Annotated in this window: 15 protein-coding genes and 1 tRNA gene; 11 read left to right on the top strand and 5 right to left on the bottom strand. The window is 66.4% G+C overall.

Annotated elements, in window-relative coordinates:
* Nucleotides 1-145 precede the first annotated feature (145 nt).
* The 4 genes from AC1VVM_RS07210 (at nucleotide 146) to AC1VVM_RS07225 (ending at nucleotide 5,554) form a co-directional block, all read left to right on the top strand.
* Nucleotides 146-1,129 (top strand): P-loop NTPase, encoded by a 984-nt coding sequence (locus AC1VVM_RS07210; protein ID WP_482903374.1) that lies wholly within the window; start codon nucleotides 146-148, stop codon nucleotides 1,127-1,129.
* Nucleotides 1,129-3,399 (top strand): molybdopterin cofactor-binding domain-containing protein, encoded by a 2,271-nt coding sequence (locus AC1VVM_RS07215; RefSeq protein ID WP_482956232.1) that lies wholly within the window; start codon nucleotides 1,129-1,131, stop codon nucleotides 3,397-3,399. The genes AC1VVM_RS07210 and AC1VVM_RS07215 overlap by 1 nt, the downstream gene beginning before the upstream one ends.
* Nucleotides 3,399-4,403, top strand: coding sequence for a ferrochelatase (gene hemH / locus AC1VVM_RS07220; protein WP_482903376.1), 1,005 nt, complete (start codon nucleotides 3,399-3,401; stop codon nucleotides 4,401-4,403). Before AC1VVM_RS07215 ends, hemH begins: the two co-directional genes overlap by 1 nt.
* A gap of 203 nt (nucleotides 4,404-4,606) precedes the next feature.
* Nucleotides 4,607-5,554 (top strand): MarR family transcriptional regulator, encoded by a 948-nt coding sequence (locus AC1VVM_RS07225; protein ID WP_482956233.1) that lies wholly within the window; start codon nucleotides 4,607-4,609, stop codon nucleotides 5,552-5,554.
* Between the two features lie 235 nt (nucleotides 5,555-5,789).
* Here AC1VVM_RS07225 and AC1VVM_RS07230 read toward each other — a convergent pair whose 3' ends face one another.
* The 4 genes from AC1VVM_RS07230 to AC1VVM_RS07245 form a co-directional block, all read right to left on the bottom strand.
* Nucleotides 5,790-6,941 carry a glycosyltransferase family 4 protein gene (locus tag AC1VVM_RS07230; protein ID WP_482905168.1) on the bottom strand — a complete coding sequence of 384 codons (1,152 nt, stop codon included), beginning with the start codon at nucleotides 6,939-6,941 and terminating at the stop codon, nucleotides 5,790-5,792.
* A gap of 153 nt (nucleotides 6,942-7,094) precedes the next feature.
* The gene (locus AC1VVM_RS07235; RefSeq protein ID WP_132388969.1) at nucleotides 7,095-7,595 is read right to left on the bottom strand and encodes a hypothetical protein; all 501 of its coding nucleotides are present in this window, start codon (nucleotides 7,593-7,595) and stop codon (nucleotides 7,095-7,097) included.
* A 237-nt stretch (nucleotides 7,596-7,832) separates the two neighbouring features.
* Nucleotides 7,833-8,213, bottom strand: a complete 381-nt coding sequence (locus tag AC1VVM_RS07240; RefSeq protein WP_132388971.1) for a hypothetical protein — start codon at nucleotides 8,211-8,213, stop codon at nucleotides 7,833-7,835.
* 159 nt (nucleotides 8,214-8,372) lie between these two features.
* Nucleotides 8,373-8,810, bottom strand: coding sequence for a hypothetical protein (locus AC1VVM_RS07245; RefSeq protein WP_482956234.1), 438 nt, complete (start codon nucleotides 8,808-8,810; stop codon nucleotides 8,373-8,375).
* 83 nt (nucleotides 8,811-8,893) lie between these two features.
* Here AC1VVM_RS07245 and AC1VVM_RS07250 point away from each other — a divergent pair, with 83 nt between their 5' ends.
* From AC1VVM_RS07250 to AC1VVM_RS07280, 7 genes are all read left to right on the top strand, one after another.
* A complete protein-coding gene (locus AC1VVM_RS07250; RefSeq protein ID WP_482956235.1) occupies nucleotides 8,894-10,216 on the top strand; it encodes a replication-associated recombination protein A in 1,323 nt (440 codons plus the stop codon).
* A gap of 7 nt (nucleotides 10,217-10,223) precedes the next feature.
* Complete coding sequence (locus AC1VVM_RS07255; protein ID WP_482956236.1) at nucleotides 10,224-10,595, top strand: MmcQ/YjbR family DNA-binding protein; 372 nt, start codon at nucleotides 10,224-10,226, stop codon at nucleotides 10,593-10,595.
* A 20-nt stretch (nucleotides 10,596-10,615) separates the two neighbouring features.
* On the top strand, nucleotides 10,616-11,479 hold the full coding sequence (locus AC1VVM_RS07260; protein ID WP_482905169.1) for a hypothetical protein: 864 nt from the start codon (nucleotides 10,616-10,618) through the stop codon (nucleotides 11,477-11,479).
* Between the two features lie 71 nt (nucleotides 11,480-11,550).
* Nucleotides 11,551-13,287, top strand: a complete 1,737-nt coding sequence (locus AC1VVM_RS07265) for a DUF885 domain-containing protein (protein ID WP_482956237.1) — start codon at nucleotides 11,551-11,553, stop codon at nucleotides 13,285-13,287.
* A gap of 94 nt (nucleotides 13,288-13,381) precedes the next feature.
* Nucleotides 13,382-13,457 (top strand) — tRNA-Thr (locus AC1VVM_RS07270).
* A 100-nt stretch (nucleotides 13,458-13,557) separates the two neighbouring features.
* Nucleotides 13,558-14,325, top strand: a complete 768-nt coding sequence (locus AC1VVM_RS07275; RefSeq protein WP_482956238.1) for a methyltransferase domain-containing protein — start codon at nucleotides 13,558-13,560, stop codon at nucleotides 14,323-14,325.
* A gap of 346 nt (nucleotides 14,326-14,671) precedes the next feature.
* Nucleotides 14,672-15,082, top strand: a complete 411-nt coding sequence (locus AC1VVM_RS07280) for a PilZ domain-containing protein (protein WP_243652626.1) — start codon at nucleotides 14,672-14,674, stop codon at nucleotides 15,080-15,082.
* 75 nt (nucleotides 15,083-15,157) lie between these two features.
* On the opposite strand, the gene typA is transcribed toward AC1VVM_RS07280, so the two are convergent.
* Complete coding sequence (gene typA, locus AC1VVM_RS07285; RefSeq protein WP_132388979.1) at nucleotides 15,158-16,990, bottom strand: translational GTPase TypA; 1,833 nt, start codon at nucleotides 16,988-16,990, stop codon at nucleotides 15,158-15,160.
* Between the last annotated feature and the right edge of the window lie 249 nt (nucleotides 16,991-17,239).

Raw genomic sequence — 17,239 nt, forward strand, 5'->3', positions numbered from 1 at the left:
AGGTGGCGTCACCGATTGTTCTCATGGCACCATCTATAGGAACCCTTTTTCGTCAAAAACAGTGCCTCTCTTGCCCTTTTTCCTCGACTGCGCCACCTGAGCGGCATTCGCGCCGCCTCTTCTCCCGATTTCCCGACAGGATGCCATGACCAGCCCCGATGCCGCCAGCCCCGACGCTGACCGCCTGAAATCCCTGCTGACGCCCGATTTGGCGGCGCGGATAAGGTCCCTGCGGGTGACCGACGGACGGGTCGTCGCGGTGATCGACGGCACCGGGCTTTCGGTGCAGGAACATGCTGCCATAGAGCCCACCGTGCGCGCCGCGCTCGAAGGGGCAGAGGGCGTGAGCGAGGTTCACGTCGCCGTCATGGCCGACAAGCCGCGCCAGCACATCCTTGCGGTGGGTTCGGGCAAGGGCGGGGTCGGCAAGTCCACATTGGCCGCCAACCTTGCCGTGGCGCTGGCCCGGCTTGGTCGCAAGGTCGGGCTGGTCGATGCCGATATCTCCGGGCCCTCGCAAGGACGCCTGATGGGCACCGGCGACCAGCGCCCGGTCGCGCACGAAAGCCGGCTGGTGCCGGTGGCAAGCGCCTGGGGCGTGCCGGTGCTGTCGATGGCGCAGCTGTCCGAGCCTGGTCAGGCGATTGCCTGGCGCGGATCGATGGTGGCGGGCGCGCTCACCCAGTTCCTCGAAGCGCATTGGGACAATGCCGAGATCATCGTCGTCGACCTGCCGCCCGGCACCGGCGACGTTCAACTGACGATGCTGCAAAAGTTCAAGCCCGCCGGGGCGGTGATCGTCTCCACCCCGCAGGACCTTGCCCTGATCGATGCCACCCGCGCCGTCTCGCTGTTCGAGAAGAGCGGTGTGCCACTGGTCGGCGTGGTGGAGAACATGGCGGGCTATGCCTGCCCCCACTGCGGCGAAGTGAGCGATCCCTTCGGCGCAGGCGGCGCCGAGGCAGCAGCGAAGACCATGGGCCTCGATTTCCTCGGCCGCATCCCGCTCGACATCGCGATCCGGCGTGAGGGCGATGCGGGCACGCCAACGGCTGCCGGCAGCGGACCGCAAGCGGAGTCCTTCATCGCCCTCGCCCGCAAGGTGGGTGACTGGCTGGACCGCCTCTGATGCAGGTCTCCCGGCGCGGCGTTCTGATCGGTGCGCTGGCGGGCGGCGGCCTCGCGGTCGGTTATCTGCTGCGCCCGCGCCGGTTTCCGCTGCCGCTGGAGCCGGAGCAGGACGAATATGCTTTCGGAGCGTGGATCAAGATCGCCGCCGATGGCGTGGTCAGCGTGGCGGTGCCGCAAGTGGAGATGGGGCAGGGCGTGACAACGCTGCTGCCGCAAGTTGTCGCCTGGGAACTCGGGGCGGATTGGCGGCAGATCGCGGTGGAATCCGCGCCGGTCAGTGCGATTTATGCCAATGCGGTGCTTGCCGCGAAGTGGGCGCCGCTGTGGATGCCGCTTGCGCCTTCGGCCGCCGAAGCGCCCGACAGCTTTCTCGCCCGCCGCTGGGCCGAGGACAATCGCTTCAACGTGACTGCCGACGGCACCTCGCTCGCGGCTTACGAGGCGCCGATACGGGCTGCCGCCGCCTCAGCCCGTGCACTGTTGGCGCAGGCCGCCGCGAAGCGCTGGGGTGTCTCCGCAGAAGAATGCGAAGTCAGCGGCGGGCTGGTCCATCACGCGGGCAAGGTGCTGTCGTTCGGCGCGCTCGCGGAAGATGCGGCGACATTCTCGCCGCCCGACCCGCCGCCGCTGCGGCCCGATTTTCCCGCCGAGAAGCCGGGCGAGTTCCCGCCCGGTGCGCCCTTGCGCTATCCCCGACTGGACTTGCCGTCGAAAGTCGACGGTTCATGGGTCTTCGCGGGCGACGTGCGCCTGCCGGACATGTTGCGCGCCTCGATCCGCCATGCGCCGCTGGTCGGCGGGCAGGGGGCAATGGCCGAAGTCTCGGGGCTCAACGAACAGGCCGCGAAGACGGTGCGCGGCTTTCGGCGGTTCGTTCAGGGGCCCGGCTGGGTCGCCGCGCTGGCCGACGACTGGTGGAGCGCGGAGACGGCTCTCGTCCGTGCCCAGCCGCGTTACCGGGTGATCGGCGCGCTGGACAGCGATGCGATCGACAATGCGCTGGATAGCGCCATGCGCACGGGCGCGGGCGAGCGCATCCACCTTACCGGCGACAGTGCCGCCGTGGACGGGTTGCTGCCGGTCCAGATCCGCTACGAGGTCGCCCCGGCCACGCATGCGGTGATCGAGACGGCCTGTGCCACCGCGCGGTTCGAGAACGGTACGCTGGACCTCTGGATCGGTACGCAGGCGCCCGAGGCCGCCCGCGCGGCGGCGGCCGAGGCGATCGGCATCGGTATCGGCAAGGTCGTGCACTATCCGATGGCACTGGGCGGCAGTTTCGACTTGCGGCTGGAATGCGCCCACGCCGCGCAAGTCGCGCTGCTGGCCAAGGAAGCGGGACGGCCGGTGCAGCTCACCTGGCCGCGCGGCGAGGAATTTCGCGCGGCATTTCCGCGGATGCCGGCGGTTGCCGTGATGGCGGCGCGCCCCGATGCGGAGGGCAACATTGCCGGATGGCGCGCCCGCATCGCCGCCCCGCCGGGCATGCGTTCGTTCGGTCGCCGCTTCTTTCATGGCGACACGCCGGGCGAGGCCATCGCCGCCGTCGCCGGGAAGGCAGACCCGATGGCGCTGGCGGGCGCCGTGCCCGCCTATGCGATCCCCGCGATTGCGGTCGACCATCTGCCCGCCGCGATAGACCTGCCGACCGCGCGGATGCGCGGCAATGCGCACGGCTACACGGCCTTCTTCAACGAGAGCTTCATCGACGAACTGGCCCACCGCGCCGGTCGCGAGCCCTTGTCCTATCGCATGGCGATGCTCGGGCGCGATGCCCGCCTTGCCGAATGCCTTCAGCGCGTGGCCGCGCTGTCCGAATGGGGCGGCGGCGGAGACAACAGCGGACAGGGCATCGCCTGTCATGTGATCGGTGAGGGCCGCATCGCCGTCGTCGCCAGCGCGCGGCGGGACGAGAACGGCGTGCGCGTGGACCGGCTGAGCGCGGTTGCCGACGTGGGGCGCGTGGTCAATTTCGACATCGCCCGCCAGCAGATCGAAGGCGGACTGGTGTTCGGGCTGGGGCTGACGCTCGGCTGCGCACCGCGCTACGTCGGCGGACGGCCCGACAGCGACCGGCTGGGCGAGATGGCACTGCCGGTGCTGGCCGATTGCCCGCGTATCGAGGTCGAATTCATCGAGAGCAAGGCCGATCCCGCCGATCCGGGCGAACTGGGCGTGGCGGCGGTGGCGCCCGCGGTCGCCAATGCGCTCTATTCGGCCACCGGGCTCCGGTTTCGCCGCCTTCCCCTGTTTGCCGAGGAGCTGTGATGGCTGCTGAACACCCCAAAGCCAGTTCCGGCCGGATCGGCGTGCTGCTGGTCAATCTCGGCACGCCCGACGCGCCCACGGCGCCCGCCGTGCGCCGATATCTGGCCGAATTCCTCTCCGACCCGCGCGTGGTGGAGATCCCGGCCGCGCTGTGGAAGCCGATCCTCCACGGCGTGATCCTGCGCACGCGTCCCGCCAAGTCCGCCCATGCCTATGCGCAAGTCTGGACCGAGGGGGGCTCTCCGCTCGCAGTCATCACTGCCGCGCAGGCCAAGGCGCTACAGGAACGGCTGGGCGCACGCGCCCATGTCGACTGGGCGATGCGTTACGGCAATCCGGCGATCCCCGCGCGGCTCTCGGCCATGAAGGCGGCCGGGTGCGAGCGCATTCTGGTGGTGCCGCTCTATCCGCAATATTCGGGGGCGACCACGGCGTCGGTCACCGACCGCGTGGGAGAGGCGATGGCAGCGCTGCGCTGGCAGCCGACGCTGCGCAGCCTGCCGCCTTACTACGACGATCCCGCGCATATCGGCGCGCTGGAGGCCGATCTCGCGGGCCAGTTGGAGACCCTCGATTTCGTGCCCGAAGTGCTGCTGCTGTCCTTCCACGGCATGCCGCAGCGCACGCGAGACCTTGGCGATCCCTATCACGACCAGTGCCGCGAAACCGCGCGCCTGCTGTCGGCCCGCCTGACCGAGCGCTTCCCGGCGCTGCGGATCGAAACCAGCTTCCAATCGCGTTTCGGCCGCGCCAAATGGCTCGAACCCTCGACCGAAACGGTGCTCGCGGCCGAGGCAAAGGCAGGCACGCGGCGTATCGCCGTGGCCGCCCCCGGCTTTTCGGCCGACTGTGTGGAGACGCTGGAGGAACTGGCGATCCGCGGGCGTGAAGTCTTCACGGAAGCGGGCGGAGAGCAGCTTGCCGTGCTCGCCTGCCTGAACGATTCGATTCCCGGCATGGACATGCTGGAGGCGCTGGTCAGGCGCGAACTCTCGGGTTGGTGAGGCCAAGGCCGCGCATGCCATGACAAGGATTTAACGGCTGGTTTCCTTGACTTGCAGACCTTCTGTTCTAGTCATGTTCCTCTCCATTGAAGCGCTGAGGGGAGCGTATCGACGACAGGCATTATAGCCCGGGTAATCCGGCCGATTTCACCTATGGCAGTACCGCTGACGGATCGCAGCGACGATCGCGCAGGCCGGGGCCCATGCCCAGGCTCACGATTTTCGCCGACCGCGACCATGTGCGCGCCGCGATGCGTGAGGATGGGGCTGCGGCCGGGCTCTATTTTACCGACAGCGGGCTGAGCGAACTCGCGGACGACTCGTTCGCCGACGGCGGGCTTATGCTGGGCGATGTAGTGCTCGTGGATTGTCCGCGGGCCGATGCCCGGACCATCGCCGCGCTGGCCCGTCTGGACATCCGCGTGGCGGACGCCGGGGTGCGGCTGATCGTCTCGACCAGCGTCGACGCGCTCGATGACGTCTTTGCCTGCATGGACTGTTCGAATCCGATCCTGCTGGTCGATCCCAGTCGCGGCGAGCGCGTCGTCGCGCTGGGCCGTGCGCTGGCCACGCTGTCGCAAGGCCGTGTGCGCGAGCTTTCCGAGGACGATCGGTTGATGATCCTGCGGCTGACCGAGCAGGTCGGCGAAATCGCGGGTCGGATCGAGCGGCTGGCGCCTACCGGCCCAGCCGGGGTAGAATGGGGGCGCTCCAGCCGTGTTTCCGAGCCGACGGTGGCGCCTTTCGTGGCGCCTCCGGTTCAGGTGGACACCATGCAGGAGGTTCTCGAAAGGCCTGCGCGGCTGCCGGAAGCACGGCTTGTGCGCAAGATCCTGCGCCAGCGGCAGTTGCGGGGGCGGTTCATCGAGGGTGACCTGTTCGCCGATCCGGCGTGGGACATGCTGCTGGACCTCGCCGCCGCGCGGGTTGAGCGCAAGCAGGTTTCGGTGACCTCGCTCTGCATTGCCGCGGCCGTTCCGCCGACGACGGCGCTACGGTGGATCGGCCAGATGGTTGAAAACGGCCTGTTCCGCCGCGTCTGCGATGACAGCGACCGGCGGCGAGCGTTCATCGAATTGACCGACAAGGCGGTGGATGCATTGGGCCGCTACTTCGGCGAAATCGGGCTGACGGCCCCGGCGCCGGTTTGAGGCAGGGCCAGTAGTTGCATTTCCTCCCCTGCAAGGGGAGGTGGCAGCGCCCATCCTGTTATTGGGGCGCTGACGGAGGGGTGTAACCGCCGGCGGTGATGCGTACCGAGGGGGATACCCCTCCACCACCCTGCGGGTGGTCCCCCTCCCCCTAAGGGGGAGGAGCAGGTAGCGAATTCGCTTGCAACACTGGTGCCGTCAGGATGGGTAGCGGGATCGCAATCCTCCCAAAAACTCAGCCGCGGGTGCGCTGGCGGATCAGCCTCAGATACGTATCTGCGACTTCCTGATTGATGCGGTCCCAGCTGAATTCCAGCGCGCGGTTTTCGCCGGCAAGGCCGTGGGCTTCGCGCATTGCCGGGTCCTCGATGTAACCCTTGATCGCCTCGGCGAACTGATGGATCGCGCCCGGCGGGACAAGGCGGCCCGAGGCGCGGTCGTCGACGAGGCTCTGGCTGCCGGTGGCGGCAGCGGCGATCACCGGCAATCCGCAGGCCATGGCCTCCAGCGTGACGTTGCCGAACGTCTCGGTGACCGAAGGGTTGAACAGCATGTCCATGCTGGCCACCGCGCGGGCAAGGTCTTCGCCCTGCTGGAAGCCCACGAAGACAGCCTGCGGCAGGCGCGCTTCGAACCATTCGCGGGCCGGGCCTTCGCCCACCACCAGAACCCGGTGGGCAACGCCGCGCCGGGTAAGGTCGTCCAGAGTGTCCGAAAAGACGTCGAGGCCCTTTTCCATGACAAGGCGGCCGAGGAAGCCGATCGTCACTTCGTTGTCGCCGATGCCCTTGGCGCGGCGCCACGCAAGATCGCGGCGGGCGGGGTTGAAGATCTCGCGGTCAACGCCGCGCGACCAGATCGACACGTCGTAGTTCATGCGCTGTTCGCGCAGCAGCTGCGCCATCGATTCGGACGGCGCCACCAGTGCGTCGCAGCGGCGGTAGAAGCGGCGCAGGATCGCTTCGATGAGCGGCTCGCCCCAGGCCATGTTGTAATAGCGCAAATAGGTTTCGAAGCGCGTGTGCACCGATGCCAACACCGGCAGATGGCGATCGCGCGCCCACTTCAGCGCCTGATGTCCTACCGGATCGGGCGAGGAAAGGTGCACGACATGCGGCGCGAACGCCTCCAGATCGCGGCGCGCCTTGCCGGAGATCGCCAGCGGAATGCGGTACTCGGAACGGGTCGGGATCGGCAGCGAGCGGATCCCGACAAGGTCGCCGGTGGGCTCGAAAGCGGGATTGGCGACGACCGGGGCGTAGACGCGCACTTGCGCGCCCTGCTTCAGCAGGTAGCCGACCAGTCGGTTGAGCGCCTGATTGGCGCCATCACGCACATAATTGTAGTTGCCCGAGAACAGGGCGATACGAAGCTCGGCGATATCCATGATGGGGTGCCCCATAGCCTCCCCCACCCGGCTTGGCGAGTGCGGATCATGGAATGCCCCATGCAGCGTTCGGCACGTGGCGGCATCACCCTTTCAGCGATGCCGCCACGTGCGCGCATTCATTCTGGAACTACCGTCGCGACCCGAAGGCGATCAGCGGTGCCAGTAGCCGCGACGGTCGTCGTGGCCGCGATGGTCGTCATGCCCGCGATTGTCGTGGCGGTCCCGGCCCCAGGCATTGCCCCGGTGGTTGTCATAACGCTGGTAGTATCCGCGCCGGTCGTCATAGCGTCCGTAGCGGGCATCGTTGCGCCAGCTGGGGCCATGGGCGCCGCGCCAGTAGGGGGCATAGTACCGGTCGTAATAACGATCCTGATAGTAGCGGCCCGGCGCGCCTTCATAGTAGTAGTAATAGCCCGGCCGATCGCGCACGGTCACGTAGCGACGCGCGCCGTAGTAGCGCCGGTCGTAATAGTAACGGTCGCCATGGTCGGCGATGGCCGCGCCGATGGCGAGGCCGAGGATCCCGGCGCCCACCGCGATGGCGGCGTCGTTGCCGCGACCGTAGTCCTGGGCCATGGCCGGGGCCGATGCGGTCAGGGCAGAGGCCGCGAGGGCCGCACCGAGTCCGAGATTTCTGAGCTTCACATTCATTTCATTGAACTCCCTATCCGGCCAACCAGTTAACGGCGGTTCCGGTGGGCTTGGGTCTGTTTTGCCCGGGTGCCACTGAACCGATCGTGAACTTCACATTTCGCTTATGTTTCAGATTCGCCCCGGCCGAAAAAAAAAGACGCCCGGCCAGGAGGGAGGGCCGGGCGTCTCGTGGCTGCCGGGTGAGGGGTATTACCCGGCAGCTCGGTGGTCAGTGGTGCCGTCTATGTTTACGGCTCAGTACCCGCGGCGGAAATCACCGCGATCGTGGTCGTATCCGCGACGGGCATCGGGACGGTCGTTCCGCTGGTAGCGGGCATATTCGTCCCGGCTGTGGCGGCGACCGTCATGGTCGTAGTACCAACCGTCGCGATATTCCCAGCTGCTCCAGCTCGGCCCATAGGCTGTGCCGTAGGCATAGCCCGGATAGTCGCGGTAATGGTCATTGCCCGAGGCGACGATGGCGCCCAGTGCAAGGCCGATCACGCCGGCGCCGATGGCGACTGCGGCCGTGTTGTCGCCACCGCGACGATAGTCCTGGGCCATGGCCGGGGTTGCTGCGGCGAGTGCCGTTGCCGCCAGCGCGCCGGTAAGGCCGATCTTGCGCATAATGGTCATGGTTTTTGCTCCTTTCGTGGCGGAAGCATCCGGTTATTCGGAAGGTTTCCGCCATCTCTTGAAGCCTGTTCTACAAGGACCTGGCTGAACGGGATGGGAGCGGGTTCGGCAGATTCGGTTCAGGTTTGTACGAGATTGTATGAACACTTTTACCCGAAGCTAGGCGAGAACCCGGCGGCCTCGCATCTGCACGGCGTACCAGAGCAGTGCCAGTCCCACGATCCAGATCACCACGCGCAAGGCGATTCCGGAGGGCGACCGTATAGCCGCCGGGGCATCCGAAACGAACAGATGGACCTGATTGACTGCCAGTCCGACCAGCGAAAGCGCGAAGAAGGGCACGGCCCAGCGCGACCGCATCAGCAGCAGCAACGACCCCGCCAGCGCGCATCCGACGCCCATCGCCCAGCCGGCCATCGCCCATGTGGGGGTGGCGTCCAGCCAGTCCATCATGTCCGGCGGGACGGCGGCGAGCCAGTTCATGTCGCGCGTGACCGTCTTCCAGTAGTCCAGACAGGCCATGGCGCTCCACAGGGTGGCGGCCACGCCGATCACCCAGAGGTGCCACGGGGCGCGCGCTTGCGTGGATCCGATCATCGTTGCTCTCCCCTGTGACGGCAACCTGCTACGCGTCCCGCAGGGCCGATGCAATTGCCGGTCGCAATTGCTAGATAGTCCCCATGGCCGACCTTTTTGCCGACGATCTTCCGCCTTCGCGTGCCCCTGATGCTCCGGGTGAGGATGCCCCTCTTGCCGACCGGCTGCGGCCGCGCACGCTGGACGATGTGGTGGGGCAGGAGCACCTGACCGGCCCCGAAGGCGCGATCGGCCGCATGGTGGCGGCGGGGCGGCTTTCCTCGATGATCCTCTGGGGGCCGCCGGGCACCGGCAAGACCAGTATCGCGCGCCTGTTGGCGGCGGCGGTGGGCATGCGCTTCGCGGCGGTCTCCGCCGTGTTCTCGGGCGTTGCCGATCTCAAGAAAGCCTTCGCGGAGGCGGATGTCGCGGCGCGGGCCGGGCAGCGCACGCTGCTGTTCGTGGACGAGATCCACCGGTTCAACCGGGCACAGCAGGACGGTTTCCTGCCCTTCGTGGAGCGCGGCACAGTTACCCTTGTGGGGGCGACCACCGAGAATCCCAGCTTCGCGCTCAACGCCGCATTGCTCAGCCGCGCGCAAGTGCTGATCCTGCACCGCCTTGGCCCCGAGGCGCTGGAGGCGCTGCTGGACAAGGCCGAGGCACTGGAAGGTCCGCTGCCGCTGGACGGCGATGCGCGCGCCGCACTGGTGGCTTCGGCCGATGGCGACGGGCGGTTCCTGCTCAATCAGGCCGAGACGCTCTATTCGGCCAACATTCCGGAGGCGCTCGATCCGGCGGGGCTGGGCGCCTTCCTGCAACGCCGCGTGGCGGTCTACGACAAGGATCGGGACGGCCATTACAACCTGATCTCGGCTCTGCACAAATCGCTGCGCGGGTCCGACCCGCAGGCCGCGCTTTACTACATGGCGCGGATGCTGACGGCGGGGGAGGAGCCGCTCTACGTGCTGCGCCGGCTCGTGCGGTTCGCCAGCGAGGATGTCGGGCTGGCCGATCCGCAGGCGCTGGTCCAGTGCCTTGCCGCCAAGGATGCCTACGAGTTCCTCGGCTCGCCCGAAGGGGAACTGGCGATCGTGCAGGCCTGCCTCTACCTGGCCACCGCGCCCAAATCGAACGCGGCCTATACGGCGTTCAAGTCCTCGTTCCGCAGTGCGCGGGAGACCGGCTCGCTGGCCCCGCCCGCCAATATCCTGAACGCGCCGACCAAGCTGATGAAGGATATCGGCTACGGCAAGGACTATGCCTACGACCACGATGCACCGGACGGCTTTTCGGGCGACAATTACTGGCCCGAGGGCATGGAGCCGCAGACGTACTACCAGCCCGTCGAACGCGGGTTCGAGCGTGAGGTGCTGAAGCGCATGGAATGGTGGGACCGCAAACGCGCCGAGCGCCGGGGCGAGTGAGGCGGCGGTGACCGGCTTTGCCGACTGGGATGGGGTCGTCGCCCATGCGCTTTCGCTGGAGGGCACCGTGCTGAGCGCCAGCTACGGCAAGCCTGCGGTCAAAGTGGCGGCGAACGGGCGTTCGTTCCTCGCGGTCGGGCATGAGCCGGAAAGTTCGTTTGTCTTGCAGGTGGACCTCGACACGGTCGAGTTGCTCATGGCCACCGAGCCCGAGACCTATTGGCAGACCCCGCATTATCAGGGCTGGCCCGCCGTGCTGGTGCGCTTCGGGCCTGCCGATCCGGAGCGTGTTGCGGCGATGATCGCGCTGTCCCGCGATCAGGCGGCGGCGCGCAAGCCGGCGCGGCCCAAAGGCGGGCGCCAAAGGGCAGGGGGGTGAGGCCGCGCTTCCGGCATTTCATGGCGATCGACTGGTCCGGCGCGCTGGGCCCGCGCCAGAAGGGTATTGCCGTGGCCCTCTGCGGTCTGGACGGCGCGCCGGCGCTGCTGCGTCCGGCGGGTCAGGCGCATTGGTCGCGCGGGGACGTGCTGGCCTTGCTGCGCGATGGACTGCCGGAGGACACGCTGGTCGGGCTCGACCTTGGCGTGTCGCTGCCCTTTGCCGATGCAGGGGCTTTCTTTCCCGGCTGGGCCCAGAGCCCCGCCGATGCCCATGCGCTCTGGGCCATGATCGATGCGATCTGCGCGGCGGATGAGCATCTTTCCGCCACCAGCTTCGTCGATCATCCCGATCTCAGCGCCTATTTCCGACGCCATGGCGGGCGCGAGGGGGAGCGGTTCCACTTGCCCGGTGCGCGCCACCGTCGGGGCCGCATGCGCGTGACCGAGGAAGCGCAGGCGCGTTCGGGGTGCAAGCCGTACTCGAACTTCAACCTCGTCGGCGCGGCGCAAGTCGGCAAGTCCAGCCTCACCGGGATGCGGCTGCTCCACCGGCTGGGCGGAGCGGTGCCGGTCTGGCCGGTCGATCCGCTGCCGGAAAGCGGATCGGTAGTGACCGAGATCTACACGACGCTCGCCGCCGTGGCCGCAGGACGCTCGGCCGGACGCGCCAAGATGACCGATTACGCCGCGCTCAACGCCGCGCTGGCCGTGTTGGGATCGCCGCCCGTGGCAGGGGAAGGGCCCATCGACGATCACAGCGCCGATGCCTTGCTCACTGCCGCGTGGCTGCGCACCGCCGCGCCGCGCGCAGACTTGTGGAAACCCGCCGGAATGACCCCGGAACTCGCCCGTACCGAGGGCTGGACCTTCGGCGCGCTCTGACGCACAACCTTGCCCATCACGGCGCGCCCGGCCGGGCGCAGCCTTAAAATGGACAGGGATCGCTCGAAGACATGAAGCACACGCTGCTGGCAGGTATGGCCTGCCTCGCTCTCGCCGTTGGCGCGGGGGCCGCATCCGCCCAGGCACCCGCCAATCCGACTCCGGTTACCGCCGCCATGGGCACGCCCGCCACGCCGTGGAAGGCCTATGTCGGCAAGACGCTCGACGCATGGATGGCGCAGGACCCGGCATTCGCGATTTACCAGGGCGCACACCAGTTCGACGGCAAGCTGCCTGACTGGAGCGCGGCCGGGCTCAAGGCCCGTGCCGACTTCCTGCGCGGCGTGATCGCCGATGCCGGCAAGTTCACCGACCTGTCCGCCGCCGACCGGTTCGAGCGTGACTATCTGGTGCAGGTCGCCAAGGGCCAGCTGTTCTGGCTGGTCGATGCCGACAAGCCGCACAACAATCCCGGCTTCTACATCGAGAACGGCCTCGACCCGAACGTCTATGTCAGCCGCGACTATGCCGACAAGCCGACGCGGATGAAGGCGATGATCGCCTTCTTCAATGCCGTTCCCAAGGCCGCCACGCAGATTCGCGGCAACCTGAAGACCGCGATGCCCGCCAGCTTCATCAAGCTGGGCGTCGCCGGGTTCAAGGGCTTTGCCGAATACTACCGGGGCGACGCCCGCGCCGCCTTCGCCGATGTGAAGGATGCAAAGCTTCAGGCCGAATTCAAGGCGAGTTCGGAGGCCGCCGCCCAGTCCATGCAGGGCTTGGCCGACTGGCTGGCCAAGGCGACGCCGACGCAGGACTTCGCGATGGGCGCGGACCGCTTCTCGCGCATGCTGGCGGCAACCGAGGCCGTCGACGCCCCGCTCGACCAGCTCGAAGCCGTGGGCCGCGCCGACCTCAAGCGCAATCAGGACCTGCTGACGACGGCCTGCGCCGAATATGCTCCGGGCAAGGACATCGCCGGCTGCTTCGACAAGATGCGCGCGGATAAGCCCGACGGCGGACCCGTTACCGAGGCGCGCAAGGAAATCCCCGATCTCACCGCCTTCGTGCGCCAGCATGACATCGTGACGATCCCCGGCACCGAGCAGGCGAAGGTGGAGGAAAGCCCGCCCTACAACCGCCAGAACTCGGCCTATATCGATCCGGCCGGTCCGCTCGATAAGGGCATCGCCTCGGTCTACTACATCTCGCCGCCCGATCCTGCGTGGTCGCAGCAGATGCAGCAGGACTACATTCCGGGGAAGAACGACCTGCTGTTCACCTCGGTCCATGAGGTGATGCCGGGCCACTTCCTGCAGTTCCTCCACTCGAACCGCTCGCCTTCGTGGGTGGGGCGCCTGTTCGTCGGCTATGCCTTTGCCGAGGGCTGGGCGCATTATGCCGAGGAAATGATGTGGGATGCGGGCCTTGGGAACGGCGATGCCGGCGTCCATGTCGGCCAGCTTTCCAACGCGCTGCTGCGCAATTGTCGCTACCTCTCGGCCATCGGCCTGCACGCGCGCGGGATGACGCAGGAGCAATCCAAGCGCATGTTCATGACCGAGTGCTATCAGGACGAAGGCACTGCCGAACAGCAGGCTGCACGCGGCACCTACGATCCGGCCTATCTCAACTATACGCTGGGCAAGCTGATGATCCGCAAGCTGCGCGATGACTGGACCGCCACGCGCGGCGGCCGTGCGGCATGGAAGCCGTTCCATGACGAATTCCTCAGCTACGGCGGCCCGCCGATTCCGCTGGTTCGTCAGGCGATGATGAACGAAGACGCCCCGCACGCGGTATTCTGAACCGGGCCTGCAAGAAAACCACTGGACCGGCGCCCCTGCCTCGCGGTAAGGGCGCCGGACTTGTTTCGCGGGGCACCCCAGTCGAGGCACAAGGGCCGGCTTAGCTCAGTTGGTAGAGCACCTGATTTGTAATCAGGGGGCCACGGGTTCGAATCCTGTAGCCGGCACCACCGCCTTCCAGACGTTTAGCGCAATTCCTGTGCGGTTTTCTCACAATTGATGCGATGCGGCATTGTTCGCACTCTGCGATGGTTTCGCAGGAGTAGACGCGTGGGAATTTTCAGCCGGCTCGGGATCGATCCCGCGCGAGATTTCGCGATCACCAGTGCGCCGGGCGCGCGTGCCTATCCGGCGGAAGTGGTTTCGACCGAAGTGGTCGCCGCCGAAGCGCCTTCCACGCCGATAGACGGGATGAACATGAACCGGTTCCGCCGCAAGCGGTTCGGTCGGTTCACCGATCACGTGCGGCAATGCTTCCCGGCGGGCCGCAAGGTGAGCGTGATCGATATCGGCGGCGTGGTCGATTACTGGCAGGCCACGCGAGACCTGTGGGGCGGGCTCAATCTCGATATCACGGTCGTCAATCTCGACGCGCCGGAGGAAGACCACGGCGCCATTCGCGTGCGGCCGGGGAATGCCTGCGACCTTGCGCAGTTCGGCGACAACGCGTTCGACATGGTCCATTCCAACAGCGTGATCGAGCATGTCGGCGTCTGGAACAACATGATGCGGATGGCGCGGGAAATTCGCCGCGTGGCGCCGCACTATTTCGTGCAGACGCCCAATTTCGGCTTCCCGGTCGAGCCGCATTTCCGTTCGCTGTTCTTCCACTGGTATCCGGAGATCACCCGCGCCAAAATGATGATGCGCCGCCCTCGGGGATTTGGTGACCGCAAGGTGACGCTGGACGATGCGATGCAGCAGATTCAGGCCAATTGCCTCCTCAACGCTGATCAGATGCGTGCGTTGTTCCCGAATGCCGGGATCGAGTTCGAACGGGTCTATGGGTTGAAGAAGTCGATCATGGCCATCGCCTGATCGGAGAACTCCACTTCTCTTGCGCATAACGAGACAAAGGCGGCGGGTCTCCCGTCTTCGTGGGGGCGACGGCGATTGGAGCTGAGGACCGTTCCCCTCTCCGACTGTAGTAGCGGGCGCGCGTTCGCGGATGCTCGCAAAGGGCAGCCAAGGCTCGATTTTCCCTGCCGCGCGCGACCACACTCACAACCCGGCCCCTATAATGAACTGCCGATCGACCGGGGACGAAACCGCGCGGTCCCTGACGCATTTCCCCCCGGACGGGCGCGGCGCCAGCGGTCGGCAGGGGAAATCCACCAGGCCCCTGTAAACGCGTGGTGGGCTGGCCTGATGGCAAGGAAGCGAGATGAGCAACGGTCCTTCCGGTTCGGAACGTCCATCGATGGCAGCGCAAGGCGCCGATCATGGCCGGCGCGGGCGCAGCCGCCTGCGGGTCAGGCTGACGGCCCGGGTGATAACGCGCACGCAGACCAAGCCCGCCGTGCTGGCCGATCTTTCGCTCACCGGGGCCCGGATCGCTACCGAGGCCGAACTAAAGCCCGGTGCCGAAGTGGTACTGGAATGGGGCCGCTTCGAAGCCTTTGGCGAAGTGGTCTGGTGCCGGGGCCAATATTGCGGGATCGCCTTCTTCGACATGATCCCGACCGCGACCCTGATCGCCACCCGCGACCTTGACGACAAGGCACATCTGCCTGCCGACCGCGATCTGGTGCGCGAAGTGGCGCAGAGCTGGGTGCGGGGCAAGACGCGGCTGTAAGGCGCCGCCGACGCGGCATTTCAGAACCTCACATATGAAAAACCCCGCCGCATTGCTGCGGCGGGGTTTTCAAGATCAGGCAGATTCCTTCTTGCGGCTCTGCTTCTTGCGCTCGTTCGGGTCGAGGTACGCCTTGCGCAAACGGATCGACTGCGGGGTCACTTCAACCATCTCGTCGTCGTCGATGTAGGCGATCGCCTGTTCCAGCGTCATGATCTTGGGCGGGGTGAGGCGGATGGCGTCGTCCTTGCCGGTTGAACGGAAGTTCGTCAGCTGCTTCGACTTCATCGGGTTCACTTCGAGATCGTCGGGCTTGGCGTTTTCGCCGATGATCATGCCCTCGTAGATCTTTTCCTGCGGCTTCACGAACAGGATGCCGCGATCTTCGAGGCTGTTCAGCGCGTAGCCGACCGCTTCACCGGTGCCGTTCGAAATCAGCACGCCGTTCTGGCGGCCTTCGATGGGGCCCTTGTGGCTGTCGTACTTCTCGAACAGGCGGTTCATGATGCCGGTACCGCGCGTGTCCGAAAGGAACTCGCCGTGGTAACCGATCAGGCCGCGCGACGGGGCCGAGAAGGTGATGCGGGTCTTGCCGGCGCCCGAAGGACGCATGTCGGTAAGTTCAGCCTTGCGGCGCTGCATCTTCTCGACGACCGTGCCCGAGTATTCGTCGTCCACGTCGATCACGACGGTTTCGTACGGCTCGGTACGGCCACCCTTCTCGTCGGTGCCGAACAGCACGCGCGGACGGCTGATGCCCAGTTCGAAGCCTTCGCGGCGCATCGTTTCGATCACGACGCCCAGCTGAAGTTCACCACGACCGGCGACTTCGAAGCTGTCCTTCTCGGCCGATTCGGTAACGCGGATGGCAACGTTGGTTTCCGCTTCGCGCATCAGGCGGTCACGGATCATGCGGCTGGTGACCTTGTCGCCCTCACGGCCCGCGAGCGGCGAGTCGTTGACGGCAAAGCGCATCGCCAGGGTCGGCGGATCGATCGGCTGGGCCTGGATCGGCTCGGTGACCTGCGGGTCGGCGATGGTGTTCGACACGGTGGCCTTTTCGAGGCCGGCCAGCGCGATGATGTCACCGGCGCGGGCTTCTTCCACGGGAACGCGCTCGAGGCCACGGAACGACAGCACCTTGGTGGCGCGGCCCACTTCGATCACCTTGCCGTCCATGTCGATGGCGCGGATCGGATCGTTGACCTTCAGCGTGCCCGACTGGACGCGGCCGGTGAGGACGCGGCCCATGAAGTTGTCACGGTCGAGCAGGGTGGCGAGGAACGAGAACGGCGCGTCGACGTCGAGGTCGGGCGCGGGCACGTGCTCGACGATCTTTTCGAACAGCGGGGTCAGCGTGCCTTCGCGCAGATCGGGATCGTAGCTGGCGTAGCCGTTACGGCCCGAAGCGTAGAGCACGGGGAAGTCCAGCTGCTCGTCATTGGCGTCGAGGCTGACGAACAGGTCGAACACTTCGTCCAGCACTTCGGCGTGACGGCCGTCGGGACGGTCGATCTTGTTGACGACGACGATCGGCTTCAGGCCAAGGCCGAGCGCCTTGCCGGTGACGAACTTCGTCTGCGGCATCGCGCCTTCCGAGCTGTCGACCAGCAGCACAACGCCGTCGACCATCGAGAGGATGCGTTCCACTTCGGCGCCGAAGTCGGCGTGGCCGGGCGTGTCGACGATGTTGATGCGGTAGCCGTTCCACTCGATCGAAGTCGGCTTCGCAAGGATGGTGATCCCGCGTTCCTTTTCGAGGTCGTTGGAGTCCATCGCGCGTTCTTCGACGCGCTGGTTGTCACGGAACGTGCCGGACTGGCGGAAAAGCTGGTCGACGAGCGTGGTCTTACCGTGGTCGACGTGCGCAATAATCGCAATATTGCGCAGGGGAAGCGGGGCTGACATGCAGTGCCTATCGGTTCGAGGAGTTGCCAGCGGCGCATGCTGCACCGCAAAATTTGGGCGCCCTTACCTGAAACCATGCTTTTCGGCAAGCACCACGCGCATGGTACGAAATGTGACATTCCCGTCACAGATGACGAAATGTCGTCTTTTGCGACTTTCGAGTCATTGTAACTGCTACGCAATCCGCTTAGCCTCCAAGGCATAGATTTTGGCGGATCGGGAAGCGAAAAAATCCCGGGCGCCGGTCGA

The organism is Novosphingobium sp. BL-S-33 (genome assembly GCF_056857025.1).